This window comes from Microvirga lenta, assembly GCF_020532555.1.
Classification (GTDB): domain Bacteria; phylum Pseudomonadota; class Alphaproteobacteria; order Rhizobiales; family Beijerinckiaceae; genus Microvirga; species Microvirga lenta.
The window spans coordinates 27331-50389 of the sequence record NZ_JAJBBR010000016.1 but is presented as its reverse complement, the minus strand read 5'-3'; the positions used below and the strand labels follow the sequence as shown (position 1 = coordinate 50389).

At 63.8% G+C, this 23059-nt stretch carries 26 protein-coding genes; 8 read left to right on the top strand and 18 right to left on the bottom strand.

Features of this window, described 5'->3' with window-relative positions; all coding sequences use genetic code 11:
• Positions 1 to 93: 93 nt before the first annotated feature.
• Entirely contained in the window at positions 94 to 1314 is a 1221-nt protein-coding gene (locus tag LGR44_RS20225) for an LL-diaminopimelate aminotransferase (RefSeq protein ID WP_226742527.1), read from the bottom strand.
• A 41-nt stretch (positions 1315 to 1355) separates the two neighbouring features.
• Positions 1356 to 1733: a hypothetical protein gene (locus LGR44_RS20220; protein ID WP_226742526.1), complete on the bottom strand. Its 378-nt coding sequence runs from the start codon at positions 1731 to 1733 to the stop codon at positions 1356 to 1358.
• 120 nt (positions 1734 to 1853) lie between these two features.
• Here LGR44_RS20220 and LGR44_RS20215 point away from each other — a divergent pair, with 120 nt between their 5' ends.
• Positions 1854 to 3650, top strand: coding sequence for a PHA/PHB synthase family protein (locus LGR44_RS20215; protein ID WP_319004873.1), 1797 nt, complete (start codon positions 1854 to 1856; stop codon positions 3648 to 3650).
• A gap of 77 nt (positions 3651 to 3727) precedes the next feature.
• Here LGR44_RS20215 and LGR44_RS20210 read toward each other — a convergent pair whose 3' ends face one another.
• The gene (locus LGR44_RS20210; protein WP_226742524.1) at positions 3728 to 5047 is read right to left on the bottom strand and encodes an OmpP1/FadL family transporter; all 1320 of its coding nucleotides are present in this window, start codon (positions 5045 to 5047) and stop codon (positions 3728 to 3730) included.
• Between the two features lie 389 nt (positions 5048 to 5436).
• Between LGR44_RS20210 and LGR44_RS20205 the strand changes: the two genes are divergently transcribed.
• Together LGR44_RS20205 and LGR44_RS20200 are read left to right on the top strand one after the other, a co-directional pair.
• Entirely contained in the window at positions 5437 to 6327 is an 891-nt protein-coding gene (locus tag LGR44_RS20205) for a fumarylacetoacetate hydrolase family protein (protein ID WP_226742523.1), read from the top strand.
• A gap of 163 nt (positions 6328 to 6490) precedes the next feature.
• Complete coding sequence (locus LGR44_RS20200; RefSeq protein WP_264196672.1) at positions 6491 to 7168, top strand: protein-L-isoaspartate(D-aspartate) O-methyltransferase; 678 nt, start codon at positions 6491 to 6493, stop codon at positions 7166 to 7168.
• Here the strand turns inward: LGR44_RS20200 and LGR44_RS20195 are convergent.
• The 7 genes from LGR44_RS20195 to rplM form a co-directional block, all read right to left on the bottom strand.
• Entirely contained in the window at positions 7161 to 7358 is a 198-nt protein-coding gene (locus LGR44_RS20195; RefSeq protein WP_226742521.1) for a hypothetical protein, read from the bottom strand. The genes LGR44_RS20200 and LGR44_RS20195 overlap by 8 nt on opposite strands.
• Before the next feature lie 64 nt (positions 7359 to 7422).
• Entirely contained in the window at positions 7423 to 8382 is a 960-nt protein-coding gene (argC, locus tag LGR44_RS20190) for an N-acetyl-gamma-glutamyl-phosphate reductase (protein ID WP_226742520.1), read from the bottom strand.
• 244 nt (positions 8383 to 8626) lie between these two features.
• Positions 8627 to 9139: a hypothetical protein gene (locus tag LGR44_RS20185; protein ID WP_226742519.1), complete on the bottom strand. Its 513-nt coding sequence runs from the start codon at positions 9137 to 9139 to the stop codon at positions 8627 to 8629.
• Positions 9136 to 9954 carry a c-type heme family protein gene (locus tag LGR44_RS20180; protein ID WP_226742518.1) on the bottom strand — a complete coding sequence of 273 codons (819 nt, stop codon included), beginning with the start codon at positions 9952 to 9954 and terminating at the stop codon, positions 9136 to 9138. Before LGR44_RS20180 ends, LGR44_RS20185 begins: the two co-directional genes overlap by 4 nt.
• Positions 9951 to 10616, bottom strand: coding sequence for a cytochrome c3 family protein (locus tag LGR44_RS20175; protein WP_226742517.1), 666 nt, complete (start codon positions 10614 to 10616; stop codon positions 9951 to 9953). The genes LGR44_RS20180 and LGR44_RS20175 overlap by 4 nt, the downstream gene beginning before the upstream one ends.
• Before the next feature lie 253 nt (positions 10617 to 10869).
• On the bottom strand, positions 10870 to 11346 hold the full coding sequence (gene rpsI / locus LGR44_RS20170; protein ID WP_226742516.1) for a 30S ribosomal protein S9: 477 nt from the start codon (positions 11344 to 11346) through the stop codon (positions 10870 to 10872).
• 4 nt (positions 11347 to 11350) lie between these two features.
• A complete protein-coding gene (rplM, locus tag LGR44_RS20165) occupies positions 11351 to 11815 on the bottom strand; it encodes a 50S ribosomal protein L13 (RefSeq protein ID WP_226742515.1) in 465 nt (154 codons plus the stop codon).
• Between the two features lie 284 nt (positions 11816 to 12099).
• Here rplM and LGR44_RS20160 point away from each other — a divergent pair, with 284 nt between their 5' ends.
• Positions 12100 to 12744 carry a glutathione S-transferase family protein gene (locus tag LGR44_RS20160; protein ID WP_226742514.1) on the top strand — a complete coding sequence of 215 codons (645 nt, stop codon included), beginning with the start codon at positions 12100 to 12102 and terminating at the stop codon, positions 12742 to 12744.
• Positions 12745 to 12779: 35 nt separating this feature from the next.
• On the opposite strand, the gene LGR44_RS20155 is transcribed toward LGR44_RS20160, so the two are convergent.
• Positions 12780 to 13217 (bottom strand): PaaI family thioesterase, encoded by a 438-nt coding sequence (locus tag LGR44_RS20155; protein ID WP_226742513.1) that lies wholly within the window; start codon positions 13215 to 13217, stop codon positions 12780 to 12782.
• 51 nt (positions 13218 to 13268) lie between these two features.
• On the opposite strand from LGR44_RS20155, the gene LGR44_RS20150 reads away from it, so the two are divergent.
• On the top strand, positions 13269 to 13796 hold the full coding sequence (locus LGR44_RS20150; RefSeq protein ID WP_226742512.1) for a CoA-binding protein: 528 nt from the start codon (positions 13269 to 13271) through the stop codon (positions 13794 to 13796).
• Positions 13797 to 13868: 72 nt separating this feature from the next.
• Positions 13869 to 15152, top strand: coding sequence for an O-acetylhomoserine aminocarboxypropyltransferase (locus tag LGR44_RS20145; protein WP_226742511.1), 1284 nt, complete (start codon positions 13869 to 13871; stop codon positions 15150 to 15152).
• A 38-nt stretch (positions 15153 to 15190) separates the two neighbouring features.
• On the opposite strand, the gene LGR44_RS20140 is transcribed toward LGR44_RS20145, so the two are convergent.
• Positions 15191 to 15865, bottom strand: coding sequence for a ParA family protein (locus LGR44_RS20140; protein WP_226742510.1), 675 nt, complete (start codon positions 15863 to 15865; stop codon positions 15191 to 15193).
• A 471-nt stretch (positions 15866 to 16336) separates the two neighbouring features.
• On the opposite strand from LGR44_RS20140, the gene LGR44_RS20135 reads away from it, so the two are divergent.
• Entirely contained in the window at positions 16337 to 16747 is a 411-nt protein-coding gene (locus LGR44_RS20135; protein WP_226742509.1) for a DUF1236 domain-containing protein, read from the top strand.
• A 64-nt stretch (positions 16748 to 16811) separates the two neighbouring features.
• Here the strand turns inward: LGR44_RS20135 and LGR44_RS20130 are convergent, their stop codons facing one another.
• Complete coding sequence (locus LGR44_RS20130; protein ID WP_226742575.1) at positions 16812 to 17855, bottom strand: COX15/CtaA family protein; 1044 nt, start codon at positions 17853 to 17855, stop codon at positions 16812 to 16814.
• 158 nt (positions 17856 to 18013) lie between these two features.
• On the opposite strand from LGR44_RS20130, the gene LGR44_RS20125 reads away from it, so the two are divergent.
• Complete coding sequence (locus LGR44_RS20125; RefSeq protein WP_226742508.1) at positions 18014 to 18223, top strand: DUF2842 domain-containing protein; 210 nt, start codon at positions 18014 to 18016, stop codon at positions 18221 to 18223.
• A 28-nt stretch (positions 18224 to 18251) separates the two neighbouring features.
• Here the strand turns inward: LGR44_RS20125 and LGR44_RS20120 are convergent, their stop codons facing one another.
• The 5 genes from LGR44_RS20120 to LGR44_RS20100 form a co-directional block, all read right to left on the bottom strand.
• Complete coding sequence (locus LGR44_RS20120; protein WP_226742507.1) at positions 18252 to 18440, bottom strand: hypothetical protein; 189 nt, start codon at positions 18438 to 18440, stop codon at positions 18252 to 18254.
• A 121-nt stretch (positions 18441 to 18561) separates the two neighbouring features.
• Positions 18562 to 18924, bottom strand: coding sequence for a hypothetical protein (locus LGR44_RS20115; protein WP_226742506.1), 363 nt, complete (start codon positions 18922 to 18924; stop codon positions 18562 to 18564).
• Between the two features lie 177 nt (positions 18925 to 19101).
• A complete protein-coding gene (locus tag LGR44_RS20110) occupies positions 19102 to 20145 on the bottom strand; it encodes a response regulator (RefSeq protein ID WP_226742505.1) in 1044 nt (347 codons plus the stop codon).
• A 13-nt stretch (positions 20146 to 20158) separates the two neighbouring features.
• A complete protein-coding gene (locus LGR44_RS20105; protein ID WP_226742504.1) occupies positions 20159 to 22303 on the bottom strand; it encodes a sensor histidine kinase in 2145 nt (714 codons plus the stop codon).
• Between the two features lies 1 nt (position 22304).
• Positions 22305 to 22811 carry a molybdopterin-dependent oxidoreductase gene (locus LGR44_RS20100; protein WP_226742503.1) on the bottom strand — a complete coding sequence of 169 codons (507 nt, stop codon included), beginning with the start codon at positions 22809 to 22811 and terminating at the stop codon, positions 22305 to 22307.
• Between the last annotated feature and the right edge of the window lie 248 nt (positions 22812 to 23059).

Here is a 23059-nt window from a genome sequence, read left to right as displayed (position 1 = left end):
CAGCAGCTCCCTCTGACAATCGCGTTGCTCTTTACGACTGCCAGGGTTGCATGTCCATGTGCGGACCGCTTTCGCGGCAAGGCAAAATCCCGCTCAGCGGGCCCGCACCATGGGTACGACGTTGTGGAGCGTCTGATCGGCCGAATCGAAGAACCGGCGGATGTTGCGCGCGGCCTGCCGGATGCGCTGCTCGTTCTCCACGAGAGCGATTCGGACGTAGTCGTCCCCGTGTTCGCCGAATCCGATGCCGGGAGCGACGGCGACGTCGGCCTTCTCCACCAGGAGCTTCGAGAACTCGAGGCTGCCCATGGACCTGAACTTTTCCGGGATCTGCACCCAGGCGAACATGGACGCGGTGGGGGCCGGAATGGACCACCCGGCCTTGGCGAAGGAATCCACCAGCACGTCGCGGCGGCGCTTGTAGACGGCACGCATCTCGCGAATGCAGTCCTCCGGCCCGTTCAGGGCTGCGGTGGCGGCCACCTGCACGGGCGTGAACGCGCCGTAATCGAGATAGGACTTCACCCGCGCCAGGGCGGCCAGGAGGCGCTCGTTGCCCACGGCGAAGCCGATGCGCCAGCCGGCCATGGAGAAGGTCTTCGACATGGAGGTGAACTCGACCGCCACGTCCATGGCTCCGGGAACCTGCAGGATCGAAGGCGGCGGGTTGCTCTCGTCGAAATAGACCTCGGAATAGGCGAGATCGGACAGCAGGATCAGCTCGTGCTTCTTCGCGAAGGCGACGAGGTCCCGGTAGAAATCGAGGGACGCAACGTAAGCGGTCGGATTCGACGGATAGCACACCACGAGGGCGACGGGCTTGGGGATCGAATGCGCGACTGCCCGCTCGGCCGCGGGAAAGAAGTCCGGCGTCGGCTCGGCAGGCACGGAGCGGATCACGCCGCCTGCCATGAGGAAGCCGAAGGCATGGATCGGGTAGCTGGGATTGGGCACGAGGATCACGTCGCCGGGGGCAGTAATCGCCTGCGCCATGTTGGCGAAGCCTTCCTTCGAGCCGAGGGTGGCGACGACCTGCGTGTCCGGGTTGAGCTTCACGCCGAAGCGGCGCTCGTAATAGGCGGCCTGCGCCTTGCGGAGGCCGGTGATGCCCTTGGAGGCCGAGTAACGGTCCGTGCGCGGCTTGCCGACCGTCTCCACCAGCTTGTCGATCACGTGCTGGGGCGCCTGCATGTCGGGATTGCCCATCCCGAGGTCGATGATATCGGCTCCATTGGCGCGGGCGGCGGCCTTGATGCGGTTGACCTGCTCGAAGACGTAAGGGGGAAGACGCTTGATACGGTAGAAATCCGTCATGGTTCTGGTCCTCGAGGGGAAAGGCTCGTTCGGGTATCGGGCTAGCGGGTTTTCGGGAGCGGAACAGGCTTCGGCGCCGGGGTGCCGCCCAGTTCGGCGGCGGCTGCGCCCTTGGCTTCGTTCTGGGCCCGCAGGGCGTCGAGCTCGGCCTCGGCGGCCTTGACCTCCTCCGCCGTTCTGGCGGGCGTGCTGCGTCCCGGCTGGGACGTGCCGACGGGCATGTAATCAAGTGTCTCTGGCCTGGAGCTTGCCACGAAATCCGGGGTCGGCGCGGTCTTCGGCCCGGCCCCCACCGCCGCGAAAAGGTCCCGGGTGGGGTTGGAACCGTCGGCACAGCCTGCAGCGTTGGCAACGAGAAGCGCCGTAAAACCCACCGCGGCGGCGCGACCGGTGAGTAAAGCTTTAGTCGTAAAACGCATTTTCAGGCTCAACAAAGATGACATAGCTCTGGCTTATCCGATGCTTCGAACGCTAAAATGTCGGAAATGCGGCTCATGAGCAATGGCGGTGGGACGCAGGGAGATCGCCTTATGAGCAAAATGCTCGACGAAGGAAAGGCAAAGACCCCAACTCCGGATTTCGAGGAGTTGTCCCGCAACGTTGCCCTCTTCATCGAAGGCGCCGGCAAGGCAACCGCCGCCTATCTCAAGCCTCTGGAGAACGGACAGCCCAAGCCGGGGCTCGCCGCCGACGCGCAGGAGATGGTCAAGGCGTTCGGCCCGGTGGCCGAAGCCTGGATGACCGACCCGCAGAAGGCGCTCGAGGCGCAGACACGTCTCGGCACCCAATTTCTCGACCTCTGGACCTCGACCCTCAAGCGCGCGCAGGGCGAACCCGCCGAGCCGGTCGCGGAGCCGGAGCCGAAGGACAACCGCTTCCGCGACCCGGAATGGTCCAACAATCCTCTCTTCGACTTCCTGAAGCAGGCCTACCTCATCACCTCCCGCTGGGCGGAGGATCTCGTGGAGGATGCGGAGGGCGTCGACGAGCGCACCCGTCATAAGGCGCAGTTCTACCTGAAGCAGATCTCCAGCGCCCTTTCGCCGTCGAATTTTCTCTTGACCAATCCCGAGCTCCTTCGGGAGACGCTTCAGCAGAACGGCGCCAATCTGGCCCGCGGCATGTCCATGCTGGCCGAGGATATCGAGGCAGGATCGGGGGAGCTGAAGATCCGGCAATCGGACCCGACCGGGTTCAAGGTCGGCGGCAACATCGCCACGACGCCGGGAAAGGTGATCTTCCGCAACGAGCTGATGGAGCTGATCCAGTACGCACCCACAACGGACAAGGTCCTCAAGCGCCCGCTTCTGATCGTGCCGCCCTGGATCAACAAGTTCTACATCCTCGACCTGAACCCGGAGAAGAGCTTCATCCGGTGGGCGGTCTCGCAGGGACTGACCGTCTTCTGCATTTCCTGGGTCAATCCCGCCGAGGTCCACGCGGAGAAGAGCTTCGAGCACTACATGCGCGAGGGCATCTTCGCCGCCCTCGACGCCGTCGAGGAAGCGACCGGCGAGAAGAAGGTGACGGCCATCGGCTATTGCGTCGGCGGAACGCTCCTGGCGGTCACCCTGGCCTATATGGCGGCCACCCGCGACAAGCGGATCGACAGCGCGACCTTCTTCACCGCGCAGGTCGATTTCACCCATGCGGGCGATCTGAAGGTCTTCGCGGACGAAGAGCAGATCAAGAGCCTCGAAGCGGACATGAAGGCGCGAGGCTATCTCGAGGGATCGCGCATGGCCAACGCCTTCAACATGCTGCGGCCGAACGATCTGATCTGGCCCTACGTGGTCAACGTCTACATGAAGGGGCAGTCGCCCTACCCGTTCGATCTGCTCTACTGGAACGCGGACTCGACCCGGATGCCGGCGGCGAATCATGCCTTCTACCTGCGCAACTGCTATCTCGACAACAAGCTCGCCAAGGGCGAGATGGAGATCGGCGGCATCAAGCTCGATCTGAAGAAGGTGAAGGTGCCGATCTTCAACCTTGCGACGAAAGAGGACCATATCGCCCCTGCCCGCTCCGTCTTCCTGGGCTCCAAGTCCTTCGGCGGGCCGGTCGATTTCGTGCTCGCCGGATCCGGTCATATTGCCGGCGTGGTCAACCCTACCAACAAGCCGAAGTATCAGTTCTGGACGGGCGGCCCTGTGGAAGGCGAGCTCGAGGATTGGATGAAGAACGCCTCCGAAACGCCCGGCACATGGTGGCCCTACTGGTTCTCGTGGATCAAGGAGCAGGCGCCCCGCATGGTGAAGGCCCGCGAGCCCGGCGGCGGCAAGCTCGCACCCCTCTGCGACGCGCCGGGCACCTACGTCCTGGCAAAATCCTGAAACCCAGGAGAACCTGACGTGCAAAAGAAAAGGCCGGCGTGAAGCCGGCCTTTTCGTTTCCGATGATCTGAAGGCTCTCAGTACTTGCGCACGATCGGAGCCGGAATGGCCACTGCCGGGTTGTCCCAGCGGTACTTGATCGAGGCCGAGACGATATCGACGCTGGACTGGACATCGGCCGCGAACACCACGCCGCGGGTCGGGAAGATGGGGTTGCCCGGAGCGATGTTGATGTCCGTGTTGCCCACCGAGAAGATGTGCGTGTAGCCCAGGTCGAAGGCGAGCTTGTCGCTCCAGTTGTAGGTGGCGCCCAGGGACAGCCACACGCGGTCGGAGTCGGGCAGGCGCGGGTTGCGGGTTTCGAGCTCGATGGGCGAGATCTCGTAGCCGACGCCGGCGCGCACGGTCCATGCCGGGTTGATGGCGTACTCGCCACCGACCGAGAAGTACCAGCCATCCTCGTAGGCGAGCGGCAGGTAAGGGGCCTGTGCGAGCAGGCCGCCGGTCAGGTTGTTGTAGACGCGCGGGAAGCCCAGTCGGCTCCAGTTCGTCCATTCCGCCGTGGCGTGCAGGGTGAACGCGCTGCCGATCTGCTGGCTGATGCCGACGGAAACGGATTCCGGCAGGACGAGGTTCGCCTTGATCGGAACGCCGAAATACTGGAACTCGCCTTCGAGCTGGTGCTCGACGGCGGAGCGGAAACCGATACCGATGGTGGTGCCGGCGAAAGGCGTCAGCGTGGCGCCGAGGGTGTAGCCGATGCCGAAGCTGTCGCCTTCCAGGCCGGCGCTCGGAACGAACGGGTTCGGGTTCGTGGCCGTCGGGCCCACGGCCGAGAAGTAGCGGACATCGAAGTACTGGGCGCGGATGCCGGCACCGACCGACAGCCAATCGTTCACCTTGAAGCCGATGGTGGGCTGAGCCTCGAGGGAGAAGACCTCGGTCGTGCGGGCGTAGAGCTGTCCGGCCCAGAACGGATCGGGCTTCGTGGAAAGGCCGTACGGCGCGCCGGTATAGAGGCCGACCCAGAGACGGTCGTTGACCTGATAGCTGGTGTAGCTGGCGGGCACCACGGCATCGAGACCGATGTCGCCGGAGGAGCCCAGCGCGGCAAGGCCGGCGGGCAGGGTGTAGGTCGGCGTGATTTCGACACGCGGGATGATGGCCGTGGCGTGCCACTCGCTCTGCCAGCCGGGATTCATCGTAATCGCGGCCGGGTTCCAGAAGATGGACGATACTCCACCCGAGCCGGCGGCGACGCCGGCGAAGGACAGCCCCTGCCCCGAGGCGCTCTGCTCGCGCAGAGCGAAGGCTCCGGCCTGAGCGCCGCCCTGAGCGGTAATGAGAGCTGCGAGGGAAACGGCAGCCAGGGTCAAAGAACGATTGAAACGGCTCATGGGAAGCTTCCTGCCCTTTATGGACTTGATTTGTGCACGGCGAATCCCGCGTTGCCGCCAATGTGCCAATGCTTTAATTCTGCCGCAATCGTTTAACGAAAACCTAAGCGGCGTTTTCTACTACGCTGATATAAAGATAATTCCGAAATATATATCATACATTACTTAACGTATCGCTCGCTCAATACAGAATAAAAAGAATGGTTCATATGTAAACGGATGTATTTGCATCCCACACTAATCCCGTTTCGATCATCCTTTCGGACAGGCCGGAATGCCGTTTTGTCCCCCTTCGTGGCAAAAGCGCAACATGTTTGCGGCCGGAAATTGCGTTGCCCAGGGGCGGGATGTGCCACATAAAAGCGGTACCGCTACGACAGGAGTGCTTGATGAAGCTGGTGAGGTTTGGGAACCCTGGACAGGAGAAGCCGGGGATCGTCGATGGAAATGGTCAGATTCGCGACGTATCGAGCATTCTTCCCGATTTTTCAGGGGAATCTCTCACGTCCGAGAGTCTGGCGCGTCTGAAGCAGGTGGATCCGAGCTCCCTCCCGAGCGCCCCCGCGGGACAGCGTCTGGGCCCCTGCGTCGGGAATGTCCGCAATTTCATCGCGATCGGCCTGAACTATGCCGACCATGCGGCTGAGACAGGGGCGGCGATTCCGGCGGAGCCCATCGTCTTCAACAAGGCGCCCTCCTGCATCGTCGGCCCCAACGACGACGTGATCATCCCCCGTGGGTCGCAGAAGACCGACTGGGAGGTCGAACTCGCCATCGTCATCGGCGACCGGGCCTCCTATGTGGGCGCCAACGAGGCGCTGGACTTCGTCGCCGGCTACTGCGTCTGCAACGACGTGTCGGAGCGGGAATACCAGCTCGAGCGCGGCGGCACCTGGACCAAGGGCAAGGGCTGCCCCACCTTCGGCCCCATCGGCCCGTGGCTGGTGACCAAGGACGAGATCGCCGACGTGCAGAACCTCTCCATGTGGCTCGACGTGAACGGCGAGCGCATGCAGACGGGCTCGACCAAGACCATGATCTTCAACGTGGCGCAGATCGTGTCCTACGTTTCCCACTTCATGATCCTGGAACCCGGCGACGTCATCACCACCGGCACTCCGCCGGGCGTCGGCATGGGCATGAAGCCTCAGCGCTTCCTCAAGGCGGGCGACGTGGTGACTCTCGGGATCGAAGGTCTGGGCGAACAGCGCCAGCAGGTCATCGCCTTCGAGGAGAACCCTCCGGACACCAGCCGGGCACCCCGGGTTCACCACGGCTAGCCCCACAGCCTTTGAGGACCAGAACAGCAGGAGGGCGGATGTGCAGGCATCCGCCCTCTTCTCGTTTGAGCCGGGGGCGCACTTCCGCCCATCCGCCAAACCGAAAGGCCTCGCCGGGCGTTACCTGTTCGGCGGCAGGCCGATCGCGGAGAAAAGGAACGTCATGAAGCCGATGAACGAGGGCCACCTGGCTATTCTGCGTCGGCACATGGTCGAGGTCGTTGCCATTCATACCGACCTCGCAAGCGACGAAATCGGAAAGGCGACCCTGGACGAGCGCGTGATGGAGGCGATGCGCAAGGTCCCGCGCCACCTCTTCGTCCCCGCCCCTCTGGCGCCTTATGCGTATCAGGACATGCCGCTGCCGATCGGCTTCGACAAGACGATCTCCCAGCCCTTCATCGTGGGGCTGATGACGGATCTCCTCTCGCCCCAGCCGCACGAGACGGTGCTCGAGGTCGGCACGGGCCTGGGCTACCAGACGGCCATCCTGGCGGAACTCTCGGGGCAGGTGTGGAGCATCGAAATCGTCGAGGAATTCGCCGGCGATGCGGGAGTGCTCCTCCACCATCTCGGCTATACGAATGTCGAGATCCGGGATGGAGACGGCTCCCGCGGGTGGCGCGAGCACGCCCCCTTCGACAAGATCCTGGTGACGGCCGCGGCCGAACGCCCGCCCCCGGCCCTCCTGGACCAGCTCAAGCCCGGCGGGCGTCTGGTCATGCCCATCGGGCCCGAGGGAATGCAGCGGCTCACCATCATCGACAAGGACGAGGCGGGGCAGACCGAGGCCAGGGACCTCATTCCCGTCCGTTTCAGCCGGCTCGAAACGATTACCTGACGGAGACGGGGTGCGGCGCCGGAGAGGACCGGGAGGCCCCTCTCGCGCTCTCCCGGTCCTGCACGTTGAGCAGGTTCACGAGAGAATCCGCATCCTCGAAACTGATGCCGATCAGGGCGACGTCGCCCAGGATCACGGGACGCCCGGTGGCGACGTCATAGACGGTCCAACCGGCTCTATCGGCTCGCATGTCGTATCGCATGGAGCCGAGTACAGTCGGACAGCGTGGCGGAATGTGGGCGCGGAGCGGGTTTTCAGATCAGCCCGAGCATCAGCTGGATGTTCTGGACCGCCGCTCCCGACGCTCCCTTGCCGAGATTGTCGAGGCGAGCCACCAGGACGGCATGGCCATAGGCGTCGTGGCGGAAGACACGGAGCTCCATCCGGTCCGTATCGTTGAGCGCCTCCGGCTCGATCCGCTCGACCTTCTTGCCCTCGGGCGCCGTCGGCACCACGGTGACGAGGCCGCCCTCGCGGTAGTGCTTCACGAGCGCGTCTTCGAGGTCCCCCGCACCTGGCCTGCCGGGCAGCATGTCGAGATGGAGCGGGACGCTGACGAGCATGCCCTGCCGGAAATTGCCGACCGAGGGAATGAAGATTGGACGCCGGGACAGGCCAGTATAGCGCTGCAGTTCCGGCACGTGCTTGTGCTCGAAACCGAGGCCGTAGAGTTCGAAGGCAGGGGCCGTGCCGGCCTCGTAGGACTCGATCATGGAACGCCCGCCGCCGCTATAGCCGCTGACCGCGTTCACGCTGATCGGATAGTCGGCCGGGACGATGCCGGCATCCACGAGGGGGCGGATGAGGGCGATGGCGCCGGTGGGATAGCAGCCCGGATTGGCCACCCGGTCGGCACCGGCAATCGCCGCCCGCTGGTTCGAATCGAGCTCCGCGAAGCCATAGACCCAGCCGGGGCTGACCCGGTGCGCGGTGCTGGCGTCGAGGATCCGGGGACCGTTGCCGCCCATGGCGTCCACCAGGCCGACCGTCTCGCGCGCGGCGTCGTCGTGCAGGCACAGGACCACCAGATCGACCTCGGCCAGAATGTCCCGCTTGGCGGCCGCATCCTTGCGCAGCTCGTGCGCGATGCTCTTGATGGCGATGCCGGGGACATGCTGCAGGCGCTCGCGGATGCCGAGCCCCGTCGTTCCCGCCTCTCCGTCGATGAAAACCGTCCGGGTCTTCTGCCCGAGGTCCGCTGTATTCGTGGTCATGGTGGTCATCGCCGATCCCATCCGCCTGTCAGGCCGCTGATATAGGACAAAAGGCGCTTGGCGCCAAAGAGTTCTCGGAAAACAAAAAAGCCGCGCTCCGGGCGCGGCTGCGATCAAGCCAGGGCGGCCGTCATCGCGCTCGCGCGTGCGGAGCGTCGGTTCGGCGTCGGCGGATGATCGGCAGGCATGTCATGGGACTTTTATGCGAGCGAAGCTCGGCCGTGTCAACGAGGACCTTTCGCGGTCAATGGACCCGGAACGCCAGAACGGCCCAGATGTGGAGGACCACCAGAGGCAGGATGAAGGCTGCCGACCCCACATGGGCGACGAGCCATGCCGTCCGCACCCAGCCCGCCCGCTGCCGGACGATCTCGTTGTTGAAGAGGCCGCTCAGGCAGGACACCAGCAACAGGCAGGTCATGGCCGAGAGAAGATTGGCTCCCGGCGGCCCCATGTGGACGACGAGCAGCCCCATCGGCACGAGACCGAGCCAGCGGTGTTGGCGGTATGCCCGCTGAAGCCTGCGGGCATCCCTGCTCCGGCGCACGAAATAGAGCCGCCACTGCCAGAGAAGGGACAGAACGAGCAGGGTACCCGTCGCGAGCTCGTAGGCGAAGAGAGCGGCCGTCGGCATGTCCTCGACGAAGCCCCGGCCACCCTGCCCGAGGCCGAGCGCGGCGAGCGCGATCGCGGCGAAGCACAGACCGACCGGGAGATAGGCGGTCTTCCGTTGCTGAAGCTTGAGGAGAACGCTCATCGCAACAGAACCGCGGCATCGAGGATCTGGGCTGCCGTCGCCTCCTTGACCGCACTCATGAACGTCTCGGCATCCGGAAGCCGCCTGCCCTCCCTGCCGGGCCAAGCTGAGCCGATGGACGGCGGGTCGGGAATGCGTCGAACCTTCTCGAGATAGGCGGCATAGGCTCTCTCGACCGCGGCATAGACCTGGGCGATGCCTTGGCGCAGCTCCCGGTCGGACACGGCGGCTCGGGGATGGGTCCAGGTCGTGGCACCCATCACGTCGCCCAGCCGCCAGTCGGTCTTCGGTGAGTTCGGGTGTTCGTTATGGCAACTCACACAGCCCGGAGCCGCGGCGATGTCGGGATAGAGGGCCACCTGAAGCCTGAGCGCGGGCATATCGAAATAGCGGGGCTTGCGGTCCTCCTTCAGAGCCGCGAAGTGGCGGACCTGCTCGCCCTTGAAGGCATTGGACGGCGAGATGGGCTGGTCCGACCCCAGGAATAGGGCGAGCGGCGCTCCTTGTGCCTGGAGTTCGGCCGCTACCTTGCGCAGGAACAGCGCCGGAAGAGGCCCTGTCTTCGAATGCGCCTCCTGCCAGTCTTCCCCAAAGACGAGGCCCACCTGCTGGCCGGGTGTCACGATCCGCTCGGTATAGATCTTCCGGGCAGCCGCATTGACGAGGTTCGCGGCGTCCAGCAGGACCTTCACCGGCAGGTCCGATGTTTGCGGAGCTTGTGCTCTCGCCGTTTCCGGCAGCGGCGGCGGGGCAGTGACGAACAGATAGATGGCCGCCACACCGAGCAGCAGCGCGATGATGACCTGGCGCATCATGGGCGCTCTCCCTTCGCCGGATGGCGTCTTGCCTCGCCGTAAGGGTCGGGCCCGTCGGAGAGGTAGGAGCGGATGGTTTGCACGTCGAAGGCGTCGGCCAACCGCTTCTGCGCCTCGCGGGCGCGATTGCCGTGATAGTCGTGGCAGCCGAGGCAGGTGGACCAGCGCTCCTCCGCAACGAGGATGCGGTGGGGGATGTCAACGGGGTCGTTCTTCACCACGAGATCATCGTGACAGGCGGCGCAGAACTCGGTGTTTGAAGAGACGCGCGTTCCCTGGTGTTCCCTGTGGCACCCCAGGCAGGTGGTGGCGCGGACCACCCTCACCGCTTCCACGAAACGCGGCTCGGCGAACCGATGCAGCGGATGAGCATCGTCGGGGCGTGCATGGCAGGCGCTGCAGTCGTTGCTGTCCGGCGTCTCGTAGCCGAAAGCCACGGGCGCTTTTCGGAAGCCTGTCAGGTAAGCGAGATTGGCCTGGATCTGCTGGCGTGCGGTTCCCGGAGCTTCCGTGTGGCAGGACGTGCAGGACAATGCCTCATGGCCCGGCGTCATCGGTCCGGGGTTGAGAGCCTGGAGATGGAGCGGCGACACTGCGACAAGAAGGAGAGTCGCCAGCCCGAGGAACAGACCGATGCCGGCAATTTTTGTTTTGGTGTTCAACGGCGGTTCCCGATCAGTCGAGGCTGAAGCAGGAGAACCCTGCGACGCGGAAACCCGATAGCGCGCTTCTACATATCGTTACAATATTGTGGTGGTTGAGCCACCCCGGAAACATCGCCGCAGCAGATACCAGCAATTGAGACAGCCGGTTTGCCGCACTCGCCGGCACGCGATGACGTGTCCGTCCAACCGCTGCCCGCAAAGAAAAAGGGCGGCCGGAGCCGCCCTTCGACATCTTGGATGCAGAGAAAGCTTAGCGCTTCGAGAACTGGAAGCTGCGGCGGGCTTTCTTCTTGCCGTACTTTTTGCGCTCGACGACGCGCGCGTCGCGGGTCAGGAAGCCTTCCTTCTTGAGCGGGGCGCGAAGCTCCGGCTCATAGTGGGTCAGCGCCTTGGCGAGGCCGTGACGGACTGCGCCGGCCTGGCCGGAGAGACCGCCGCCATCGACGTTGACGACGATGTCGTACTGGCCGTCGCGGTTCGCGATCTGCAGCGGCTGCGACAGGATCATGCGCAACACCGGACGGGCGAAGTACACCTCGACCGGACGGTCGTTGATGACGATCTTGCCGGAGCCGGGCTTGATCCAGACGCGGGCGACCGCGTCCTTGCGCTTGCCGGTGGCATAGGCGCGGCCCTGGGCGTCGAGCTTCTGGACGTGCTTCGGAGCTTCCGGAGCGGCGGGCTGGGCATTCTGGCCCAGATCGGCGAGAGACTGGAGGGTCGCCATATGATTAGACTCTCACGTTCTTGCTGTTGAGGGCAGCAACGTCCAGCGTTTCAGGCTGCTGAGCCGTATGCGGATGCTCAGCGCCGCCATAGACGCGCAGGTTGCCCATGATCTGGCGGAAGAGCGGGCCGCGGGGGAGCATGCGCTCCACAGCCTTCTCGACCACGCGCTCGGGGAAGCGGCCCTCGAGAATGAACCTCGCAGTGCGCTCCTTGATGCCGCCCGGATAACCGGTGTGGTGATAGTACACCTTCTGCTCGCGCTTGCGGCCGGTGAACACCACCTGATCGGCGTTGATGACGATGACGTTGTCGCCGCAATCGACGTGGGGGGTGTAGTTGGCCTTGTGCTTACCGCGCAGGCGCATCGCCACGATCGAAGCGAGACGGCCAACGACGAGGCCCTTCGCATCGATCACAACCCACTTCTTCTCGACCTCGGCGGGCTTCAGCGAAGTAGTAGTCTTCATCGCGCTGTTTCCCGTATGGACCTGTTGAGGGCCCTGGTTCTGAAAACGACAAACCGCCGCGAGATGCGGCGGCGAGTGGCGGCTAATTACGTCGTTCCGCCGGGCAAGTCAACAGGCTTTTGCATCCCGTCAGGAGCGAAAAACCCTTATAGTTCATGGCTTCTGGCGGTTGTGGTATCTAAATACCGCAATTAGGGTATCATATTACCACATCGGTCGCGGGTGGTGTTGAAACGCCCCTTCCGCGGCTCTACCCTTTCGGCGTCAACCAGAAGGGCGACGAGATGAGCAGCGAGATCGTCTTCTATACCAATCCCATGTCGCGGGGCCGCGTCGTCCGTTGGATGCTCGAGGAGGTCGGGCGCCCCTACCGCACCGAATTGCTCGGATTCGCAACCTCGATGAAGGATCCGGCCTATCTGGCGATAAACCCCATGGGGAAGGTCCCGGCCATCGTCCACGGCGGCACCGTGGTGACCGAGGGGGCTGCGATCTGCGCCTATCTGGCCGATGCCTTCCCGGAAGCCGGCCTGGCTCCGGCGCCCGGCGATCCCCGCAGGGGACCGTACTACCGCTGGATGTTCTTCGCCGCCGGCCCGCTCGAGGCGGCTCTGACCAACAGGTCCCTCGGCTTCGAGGTGCCTGCCGAGCGAAAGCGCATGATGGGCTACGGAAGCGTCGAGGATGCGGTCAATACCCTGGATTATGCGGTAACGCAGTCGGAATTCATCGCCGGCGACCGCTTCACCGCAGCCGACGTCTATGTGGGCTCGCATATCGGCTGGGCCATGATGTTCGGCACGCTGGAAAAGCGACCGTCCTTCGAGGCCTACTGGAATCGGATCAGCAGCCGGCCGGCTGCCATCCGGGCACGGGAGATCGACGACGCACTCGTTGCGCAGGAGCAGGCCAAGGCGGCTTCCTCATAGAAGCCACGGCTTCCGTTCACCGGAGACGGCCCGCCTTACCGGCGATCGGGGATCGAATATGTCCCCGTCGCGTGGCAGACCAGATCCTCGCCTCCTTCCGAATAGATCGAGGCCTCGCCCACCGCGAGGCGCTTGCCGAGCTTGAGGAGCCGGCATTCGGCAACCAGCGCCCGCTGCCCCGGCTTTCTCAGGAAATTGAAGTTCAGGCTGGTGGTCACCGCCAGTCCGACGGGTCCGATATGGGCCAGGATCACCGCGTAGAGCCCCAGATCCGCAAGGGCCATCATGGAGGGGCCGGAAAGGGTGCCGCCCGGCCGCAGGTGCCTCTCGTGATAATCCATCCGCACCTGCGCGGTCATGGGACCCACACCGGTCAGGTGATAGGTGCGTCCCCCGAAATGAAGCTGCGGGAATTCCCGGTCGAGGAAGTCCGACACCTCGTCCCTGGTCATGATCGGCTGGTGGGATGTCATTCTTGGTGGATGCTCATTGAACTGCCCTGCCCTATCCCATACGTTTCGCCCATGAACCACGACAATTATCCGAACGATTACATCCGCGGCATTCTCCAGAGCGTGAAGACGATCGCGCTCGTGGGCGCTTCGCAGAACCCTGCGCGGCCGAGCTGGATCGTGATGAAGTATCTGCTCGACCGCGGCTACGACGTGATTCCGATCAATCCGGGCCTCGCCGGCGGGGAGCTTCTCGGCAAGAAGGTCTATGCCAAGCTCTCGGACGTTCCGGGACCTGTCGACATGGTCGAGATCTTCCGCAACTCGGAAGCCGCAGGACCGATCACGGACGAGGCGCTGACCCTGGACCCGCTCCCGAAAGTGCTCTGGATGCAGCTCTCCGTCCGCAACGACGAGGCCGCAGGCCGCGCCGAGGCCAAGGGCGTTCAGGTGGTGATGGATCGCTGCCCCAAGATCGAGTTCGGCCGTCTCTCCGGCGAGATCTCCTGGCAGGGGGTGAACTCCCGGATGCTCAGCGCGAAGAAGCCCGTGCTCGCGGGCAAAGGCTTCCAGAAGCTCAGCCTGAACCGCCCGAAATAGGCTCCTTGACGGACGAACAGATCGTTCTTTAAATAGAACGATCTGCTCAGAAAACCTCGAAAGGTGCCTGCAATGACCGACCGTTTGCCCGGTTTCAACACGCTTGCCGTTCATGCAGGCGCCGCGCCGGATGCGGCGACCGGGGCTCGCGCGACCCCGATCTACCAGACCACGTCCTTCGTCTTCGACGACGTGGATCACGCCGCCTCCCTCTTCGGTCTCCAGGCCTTCGGCAACATCTATTCGCGCATCGGCAACCCGACCTGCGCCGTGCTGGAAGAGCGCGTCGCCGCCCTCGAGGGCGGCACGGCGGCCCTCGCCGTGGCCTCCGGCCATGCAGCGGAGTTCCTGGTGTTCCACACCCTGCTTCAGCCCGGCGACGAGTTCGTCGCGGCCCGGAAGCTCTATGGCGGCTCGATCAACCAGTTCAACCACGCCTACAAGAACTTCGGCTGGAACGTGGTCTGGGCCGATTCCGACGATCCTTCGTCCTTCGAGGCGGCGATCACGCCGAAGACCAAGGCGATTTTCGTGGAGTCGATCGCCAATCCCGGCGGCGTGATCGTCGATCTTCAGGCGATTTCAGCCATCGCGAAGAAGCACCGCATCCCGCTCATCGTCGACAACACCATGGCGACGCCCTACCTGATCCGCCCCTTCGAGCACGGCGCGGATATCATCGTGCATTCGGCGACGAAGTTCCTCGGCGGCCACGGCAACTCCATCGGGGGCCTGATCGTGGACGGCGGCTCGTTCAGTTTCGCCGGCGACGATCGCTATCCGATGCTCTCGAAGCCGCGCCCTGAATATGGCGGCATGGTGCTGGGCGAAACCTTCGGCAATTTCGGCTTCGCCATCGCCTGCCGCGTGCTCGGCCTTCGCGACCTCGGTCCCGCTTTGTCGCCGTTCAACGCCTTCATGCTGCTCACGGGAATCGAGACCCTGCCCCTGCGGATGCAGCGGCACTCGGACAATGCTCTGGCCGTGGCCGAGCACCTGTCTAACCACAGCAAGGTTTCCTGGGTCAGCTATCCGGGACTGCGCAACGACCGCTACCACAACCTCGCCAAGCAGTACTGCCCCAAGGGCGCAGGCGCCGTCTTCACCTTCGGGCTGAAGGGCGGCTACGAGGCAGGCGTGAAGCTGGTCTCGAACCTGAAGCTGTTCTCGCACCTGGCGAATATCGGCGATACCCGCTCGCTCATCATCCATCCGGCCTCGACGACTCACCGTCAGCTCACCGACGAGCAGAAGGTTCAAGCCGGCGCAGGTCCGGAGGTGGTGCGCCTGTCCATCGGCATCGAGGACACGGAAGACCTGATCGACGACCTCAACCAGGCCCTCGACGCGGCGTAAGCCGCCACGCCGAGCTTTTCGGAAAGGAAGCCCGTTCCTCAGGCCGCGGCCGAGGTGCGGGCTTTCTTGTAGGCGTTGTGAATGGCGCTCAGCGAGCGGTCGAGAGCCGTCCAGAGACGCTCGATCTCCTCACCGCCCTGCGACCCGGGCTCGTATTCCTGCGCGCCCTCGCCGGACGTCAGGGAGAGGGAAAGCTCCCCGCGATGGGTGATCTGGCCCGACCAGACCGGAACCTTCAGGGCATTCAGGGCGCCGCGGGCATCCGCCACCACCGCCGCCTCGGTCTCGCCGCGCTTGGGAGGGGCGGCATTGATCACGGCGGCATAGGGCTTGCGCAGTTCACGGGCGATGTGGACCGTGTCCTGCAGGGCAGCGATGTCGAACAGGCTCGGGCGCGTCGGGATGATCACGAGCGTCGCGTGCTTGATGGCTTCGGCCACGATGGGCGACTTGAGCGGAGGCGTGTCGATCAGCACCCATTCGACGCCGTCGCGCTTTGCTTCCTTCAGGGTCTCGGAAAGATTGCGAACACCCCGCTTCAGGATCAGTTCGTCTTGATTGCGCAGGCCGTGCCAGAGGGACAGCGAGCCCTGCGGATCCGCATCGATCAGAAGAGTGCGACGCGACGGCCCGGCGATATAGGTCGCTAGTTGAGCAGCGAGCGTGCTCTTACCCGAGCCACCTTTTCGCGAAGCAAAGACCAGCACGTTCATGCCTAACTCCTAATAGTTTGGGTCCCTCAGCTGGGTGCAACAGAGTGAATGCCACCCTAACATTGTTCCTATCTAACAGAACAACGCCGGACTTGCTAATTCGTCTTTCAATCCGTCTGTGCATATCCCCCTTAGGTATGGTCGCAAGGTCTTCCACCTCGGCGAAAGCCATCCCCCACGAGCCCCGTCGAGAATCGGACGAGGCGGAAAGGGACCTGATCGTTGCTCCATCTATTCATCCCCTTCGGCAGTCACCGCCACCCGGCTGCAACTCCTGATGCGCCGGTTTCGCAAAGTTCCCGCGCGGAGTGACGCGGAAACTACATTCGCTGCGCTTGGTCGAGTCTCTATACTTGGGGCTGAACGAATTGTTCATCGACTGTTCATAATGAAAATCACTGCAAAGACTCTGGGAACCTCTGTTTTTCTTGACCGTTTAAACCGCGACTTACTTGTCAAGGAGCAGTTAACATGTCGAAGAAGGTTCTTCTCGCTGGTGCGATTCTCGCCGTTCTGGCCCCTGCCGGTGCCTTTGCCCAGTCCAACGGCGGCGCTGCCGCCGGTGCTGCGACGGGCGCTGTCGGCGGCGCGATCGTCGGCGGTCCGGTCGGTGCCGCCGTCGGCGGCGTGACGGGTGCGATCGTAGGCGGCCTCGCCGGCCAGCAGCAGCAGCAGTTCCGTCAGTACGTCGTGACGCAGGACGTGCCGTCCTACCGCTACTCGGATGAGGTTCGCGTCGGCGCGGTCCTGCCTTCGTCCGGCATCGAGTACTATGAGGTTCCGGCCGAGTACGGCGTGCGCGGCTACCGCTACACCGTCGTCAACGAGACCCCGGTCCTCGTCGAGCCGGAGACCCGCCGGATCGTTCAGGTCATCCGTTAAGACGGAAGATCTTTCAAGCAGAGGCGGCCCCAGCGGGCCGCCTTTCGCTTGTCCGGAGCTCCGTTCAGGCCCTGCTCACCCGGGCGTGGACGACGGCCATGGCCAGAACGACCATAGCGAAGACCTGATGCGCCAGACCGGCCCAGAGAGGCACCGCGAGGAGCAGCGTGACGATGCCGAGCACCATCTGCGCGAGGGTCAGGCCAGCCAGGGCGGTAGCCCGCGCGGCATAACGTGAACCGGCGGCCTCGCGGCGAGCATTCCAGGCGTGCCAGAAGGCAAAGGCGACGAGCCCATAGGCCAGCATGCGGTGATTGAACTGCACCAGGGCGACATTATCGACGAAGTTCTCGATCCATGGGGTCACCACGAACAGGGCCGCCGCGGACGGAACGAGGGCGCCGTCCATCAGCGGCCAGGTGTTGTAGGTCAAGCCGGCCTTGGACCCGGCCACCAGTCCCCCGAGGGCGATCTGCAGCAGAACGAGGCCGACCAGGACCCGCGGAGACAGATTTCCCGCAGAGGCCTTGCGGGCGGGATCCGGACGCGGATCGAGGCCTGCCGCCACCCAGACGAGGCAGGCGAGAATGATGCTGGCGATGGTCAGATGCAGGGCGAGCTTGATCGGCGCGACGGCCGTCATGCCCGGCTCCAGGCCGGACGCCACCATGATCCAGCCGACGGCCCCCTGAAGGCCGCCGAGGGCGCCGATGCCGAGGAGCGTCAGCGCGAGTCTTCCCTTGATGGCCCCCCGCAGCCAGAACCAGATGAGCGGCACGAAGAAGACGAGCCCCAGCAGACGGCCGAGCTGCCGGTGCCCCCACTCCCAGGCATAGATGAACTTGAACTCGGACAGGCTCATGCCCTTGTTCACGAGCTCGTACTGGGGAATCTGCCGGTACTTTTCGAACTCCGCCAGCCAGGCCTGCTCCGTCAGGGGCGGAATCGCTCCGGTGACGGGGCGCCATTCGGTGATGGACAGGCCGGAGCCGGTCAGCCGGGTCGCCCCGCCGACGGCGACCATGGCGATGACCAAGGCGGCCAGGACGTATATCCAGGTGCGGACGGCGGTAACGGATCGCGTCTGGGGAAGGCGTGCCAGCGGCATGCCTTCGGGGGAGGCTGCGACAGCCATGCTCACTCTCGTCGTCGATTAGGGCTTGAAGCCGGAATGCTCCATGTCACATAGAGATTGCCTCAACCAGAGGCAATCAATGCCGGTGACGCACCCTGCAGGCGTCGAGGCCTTCAGCGAGGAGTCGGAACATGGGCATGCGAACCCGCAAGCTGATCGGGACGGTCGTGATGCTGCTCTTCATCGGCTTCTACGCACTCTTCGCCATGGCCGTGGCAGAAGGCCGGGTCAGGGATGCGTCGACCGCCGTCCAGACGATCGTCTACGTCGTCCTGGGGCTGATCTGGGTCATCCCCATGATGCCGCTCATCCGCTGGATGAACAAGCCCGACGAGGCTTAGCGCGCCTCGAGCCCGGCTCGCAGGCTCGCTAGGCGCCGCCGATGCCTTCCATGATGGTCCCGGTGCCGCTGCAGGTCGGGCAGGACGTCACGCCGATACGGCCCTTGCCCTTGCATTCGGGGCAGACGTTCTCGCCCACTCCCGGCGTACCCGCATCGCCCTGATCTCCGGGATTGAGCTTGGGCGTGTCCGTTTCGGTCTGCGATTTCTTGTTCATGGCTGGGCTCATCCTGACGCCTTTCACCCTCAACGCCCGAGCGAAAACCGGGTTGCATCGGAAATCCAGCTCTTTAGGTCGACGAAAAAGGCCCGCTCGATGCGGGCCTTTCCCTTTGATTCTAGCGGCAAACCCGGCGGCGGCGATGCTCCCAGCCCCAGCCCGGCACCCATTCGCTGTACCGTTCCGTGAAGCAGCGCTCCACGTAAACAGGACGCGGACGAGGGGCGTAGTAGACCGGAGCGGGTTCCACATAGACCGGCGGAGGCGGCGGGGGCGCCACGTAGACCGGAGCGGGTGCGGCATAGGCCGGCCCCTGGGACGCGGCGATTGCGCCGCCGATCGCGAGACCTCCCAGGACGCCGATGGCCGCTGCTGCGCCAGGCGACAGGCGGTCGCGTGCTGCGGCCGGCTCGACGGCAGCCAGGGTGGTCACCACCGCCAGAGCGGCGGCCGTACCGGATGCTAAACGGAAGATCCTCATGATCATCACCTTGTTTCTTGGAGAGGGTTGAGGCGCCTCTCTTCACGAGAAGCTATAGCGCCTCGAACCTCTCCGGAAGCTGAATGAAACATGGCAAAGCTTGGGCAGCGAGCGGCATCGGCGAACATAGTAACCGGCCGGTAAATCCACCCCCTGCCCTTCCGTTACGAGAAGAAGTCAGTCGGCCGTCGTCCGCAACGGCACCGAGAGCAGAACCCGGATCAGGTCCGCCTGACGATTCGTATCGGTCTTCCGGAACAGGTTCTTGAGGTGGAAGACGACCGTCGTCTGGGCGACCTCGAGCTCCTCCGCAATCTGGTCCAGCCGCTTGCCGTCGATCAGCATCAGCGCGACCCGGGTCTCTGATGGGGTCAGGTTGTAGAGGCGGACGAGGGTGTCGCCGGAAACCTTGGTCCGCTGCTCGGTATCGATCAGCAGGAGCACGACGGCCTCGGGCTTGTCCTCGGGGGAAAAACGCTGTCCGGGAATGAGCACGAGATAGGGCCGTCCGCCGGAGATCCGGGGGAAGGAGACGATCTCGTCCAGGAACTCCTCCTCGAAGGCCTTCTTGATGCCCTCGAGCAGTTTCGTGTTCTGCCGCGGCACGGATCCCCTCAGGGCGTCCTGGGCGATTCCGAGGCCGTCGTTCTCTCCAAGGATGCGCTCGGCCTCCTTGTTCATCAACCGCACCGTGGCATTCTCATCGACGATGACCACACCCACGAGGAAGCGGTCGAAGGCGAACGTCGCCTTGTACAGAGCCTCGACCGTGCGGCCGCGGGAGGATTTCAGGATTTCCTGCCAGGCCTCCTCGGCACGCTGCACGGCCCCCGACTTGACCCGCTCGACCTGGCTGAGACGCGCAGCAACGGTGGCGAGCAGGATCTCGTAGTCGATCGGCTTGACCAGATAGTCGTCGGCACCGGCCTGCTTGCCCACGAGCACGTCATTCCGCTCGGCCAAGGCGGTGAGGAAGATAAAGGGAATATCCGACAGTTCGCCCTGCTCCCGCATGGCGCGCAGGACATCGTATCCTCCGAGCCCCGGCATGGTGATGTCGCACAGGACGAGATCCGGCCGGTTCTGCTCCAGAAGGGACAGGGCCTCGCTCCCATTGGCGGCCTGCAGAACCCGATAATCGGCAGCCGTCAGCTCCTCGGCGAGATCGGTCCTCAGATCGTCCTCGTCCTCGATACACAAAATCGTCTTCTGAGCATTCATCGTTTCAAGCCACTCATGCTGCCTGCTGCGCCTCCCCGGCATTCGAGACAGGCAAATCGAAAGTAAAGAGAGACCCTGCGGCCTCGTAACTCTCAACCTGAATCTCACCACCGTGCAAGTGCATGATTTTCTGCGCGAAATTCAGGCCGATTCCCGTTCCTGCAATGCCGGTTGCCGTACGGGCGCGATAGAAACGGTCGAAAATCTTTGCGATTTCATCCGCCGGAATCCCGATTCCCCAATCTCGCACGGAGCAATAAGCCCGGGCGCCGTCGGCCCAGATCTTGACCTCTACGACAGGAGTATCGCCCGAGTATTTGACCGCGTTCGAGAGGAGGTTGATGACGACTTGCTCGATGAGAATGCTGTCGCAATAAACCTGGACCGTTTTCTCCGGCGCGACAAAGCGGATGTCCGCATGAGTGCTCAATTCGCGCTGCCGTTCACAGATTTCTGCGACGAGATCGACCAGATTGCAGGAGGCCGGATTGAGCTCGATCCGTCCCGCATCGAGCTTGGCCGCATTGAGAACGCTTTCCACCAGACGCGTAAGGCGGCTCGTGGCATTCCTGATCCGCTGCACGCGGGTGACGAGTTCGTCCTGCGTGATGTCCTGTCCGCGCCGGAGGATGCGCTGCGCGCTGGAATCCAGGATCGCCAGCGGGGTTCGGAACTGGTGGGACACCATGGAGACGAAGCTGCGATAGGCGTTCGTCGTCTCGCGTTCGCGGTCGAGAGCGGATTGCAGGGCCTGGGCGGCCTGCTTGTACCCGGTGATGTCCGTCAGCCGCACGAAGATCGTGCCGCCGTCCGCCTTGGTGACCGAAAGGTGCACCCAGACACCCTTCCTCATCAGAAGATCGAGTTCGATCTCCTCGAAGGCTTCGTTGCCCTGGAGAAGACGCTGGTCCGCGCCCTCGCACATGGCGAAGCATTGCAGGAAGACCGGCAGGGTCATCTCCTCCCGGCACCAGATCGCGATCGGATCGGCCGCCCAGATCTGTTCGTTGGCGAAGAGAAGCCTGCCCGTGGCATCGAAGGCGGCGAAGCCGTCCGGCGCCGATTCGATGGCGGCGATCAGGCGGCGCTCCGCCTGCCGCAGGGCGGCCGTCCGCTGCAGGACCTTGATCTCGAGGTCGAAATTCTGCCGCTCCGCCTGCTTGCGCGCCAGCCACTGCTCCGTCACGTCCCGAATGAAGGCGATGCCGAGCTTGCGTTCGGCCATGTTGAGGGGGAAGCAGTTGATCTCGAGGCAGCGTTCGTGCCCCGTCTGGGTGGGGCTGTCGTCCTCGAAGACGGAGCTTGCACCCTGGATCGCCTGTCCGAGCGACTGAACCGTATCCGGCTTGCTGAAGAGCGGGTCGAGCGCGGGCAGGTTCTGGCCCACCGTCTGTTCGGGCTTCAATCCCAGCAATGTCTCCATGCCCGGGTTCCAGAGCAGGCAGTTGAGCCGCTCGTCGAAAATGATGATGCCCTGGTTGCTGATGTTGTTGATCACCAGATCCGACAGCTCCTGCTCCTGGCGCAGGAGCCGCTTGGCCTGGTTCGCCTCCTGCATGCCCTTGAAGAGGCGCAGCAACAGGAAGGAGGCGCTGATGACGATGCCGATGATGAAGGCAAGGCTCTCGAACACGACCCGCAGATACATCGTGCGCGTCATGGCCCCCTGCTCCCGGTTGAGCAGCATGACCTTGTTGGCCGCGCTCCTCAGCTCGTAGGCGAGATCGCGCGCCTGGGACCGCATGTGAAATGCGCTTTGCGCATCGAGTCCCCTCGCAACGACCGGCTCGGCCAGTGTCAGCTGGAGATAGGCCCGCTTGAGGCCGCCCATCATCCCCACCTTCTCGATCACCTGACCCTGCGGCCCCTCCAGGAGCACGGCAAGACGGCTGATGAGGATGGCGAGCCGGAAATCCGGCTCCGATTGCGGGTCCGCGATGGTTTCGTTCGCCGCCTTGCGCGTCAGGCTTTCCGCGAACAGCGTCGCCTCGAACTGGGTCTGGGTGATCTGCCACAGATTGGTATGGGTGTCCTCGCTGCGGAGATCGCTCTCCACGTTGAGCAGCCGGGCGACCGTGAAGACAAGGCAAGCCACCAGCCCCGCGATGGCGACGAGGGTGACGAGGGAGGTCCGGTAGGTTTGGAGGCCGAGTTTCATGTCATTCGACCTGCAACCGGCTCAGGTGCCATATCCAGCGCGAATCGTATCGCTGATCCTGCAGAACCTTGTGATCGTCGCGCGGATATACGATCCAGAGCGGCCCCTTGTCCCTGAGGGTCAGATCCCGGCCGTTGGCCCGCAGGGCGATCAGAGGCTCGTACTGCAGATCGCTCAAGGGAATGGTGACCTCATAGGCATCCGAAGCGGTCGCGCGCAGGTGAGTGCCTTTGTACCCCACCCGGTCGAGAACGGCCCGGAGAGGAACTCCTTCGTAATGCTGGACCTCGTCCGCCCAGACCGTGAGTGTCGAGAGCGACGCCTCCTCCATCGCGTCGAGCATCGCCCGGTCGAACCGCGCCTCGCCAGGGGCGTTGGTCCGCTCGATCGCACCCGAAACCGTCAGAAGGACCGGTCCCGACGGCACGGGCAGGGACTCGGCTGCATGGGCGAGAAAGCCCCAACCCAGAAGGGCGGCCACGGCGGCAAACAGTCCAAGGCGGTGCATGGGTCGAGGTCCAGAGAGTTATAACAGAGCGAAATATACGCTTTGGAGAATTTTTCTTCGAAAATCTAGTGTGTCCCGTAAAGTTGATGCGGTCCACACGTGCTTGCACCGGCGGAGTTCGGCAAGACGCGTCGAAAACTGCCCCAAAAAGGTAGGATCCCGAAGTTGTTCCACCCGCGTTCCAGTTCCGCGAGGACAAACTGAGCTGTAAGGTCGCGCAATTTTCTATGACTGCAAGATCATCATCT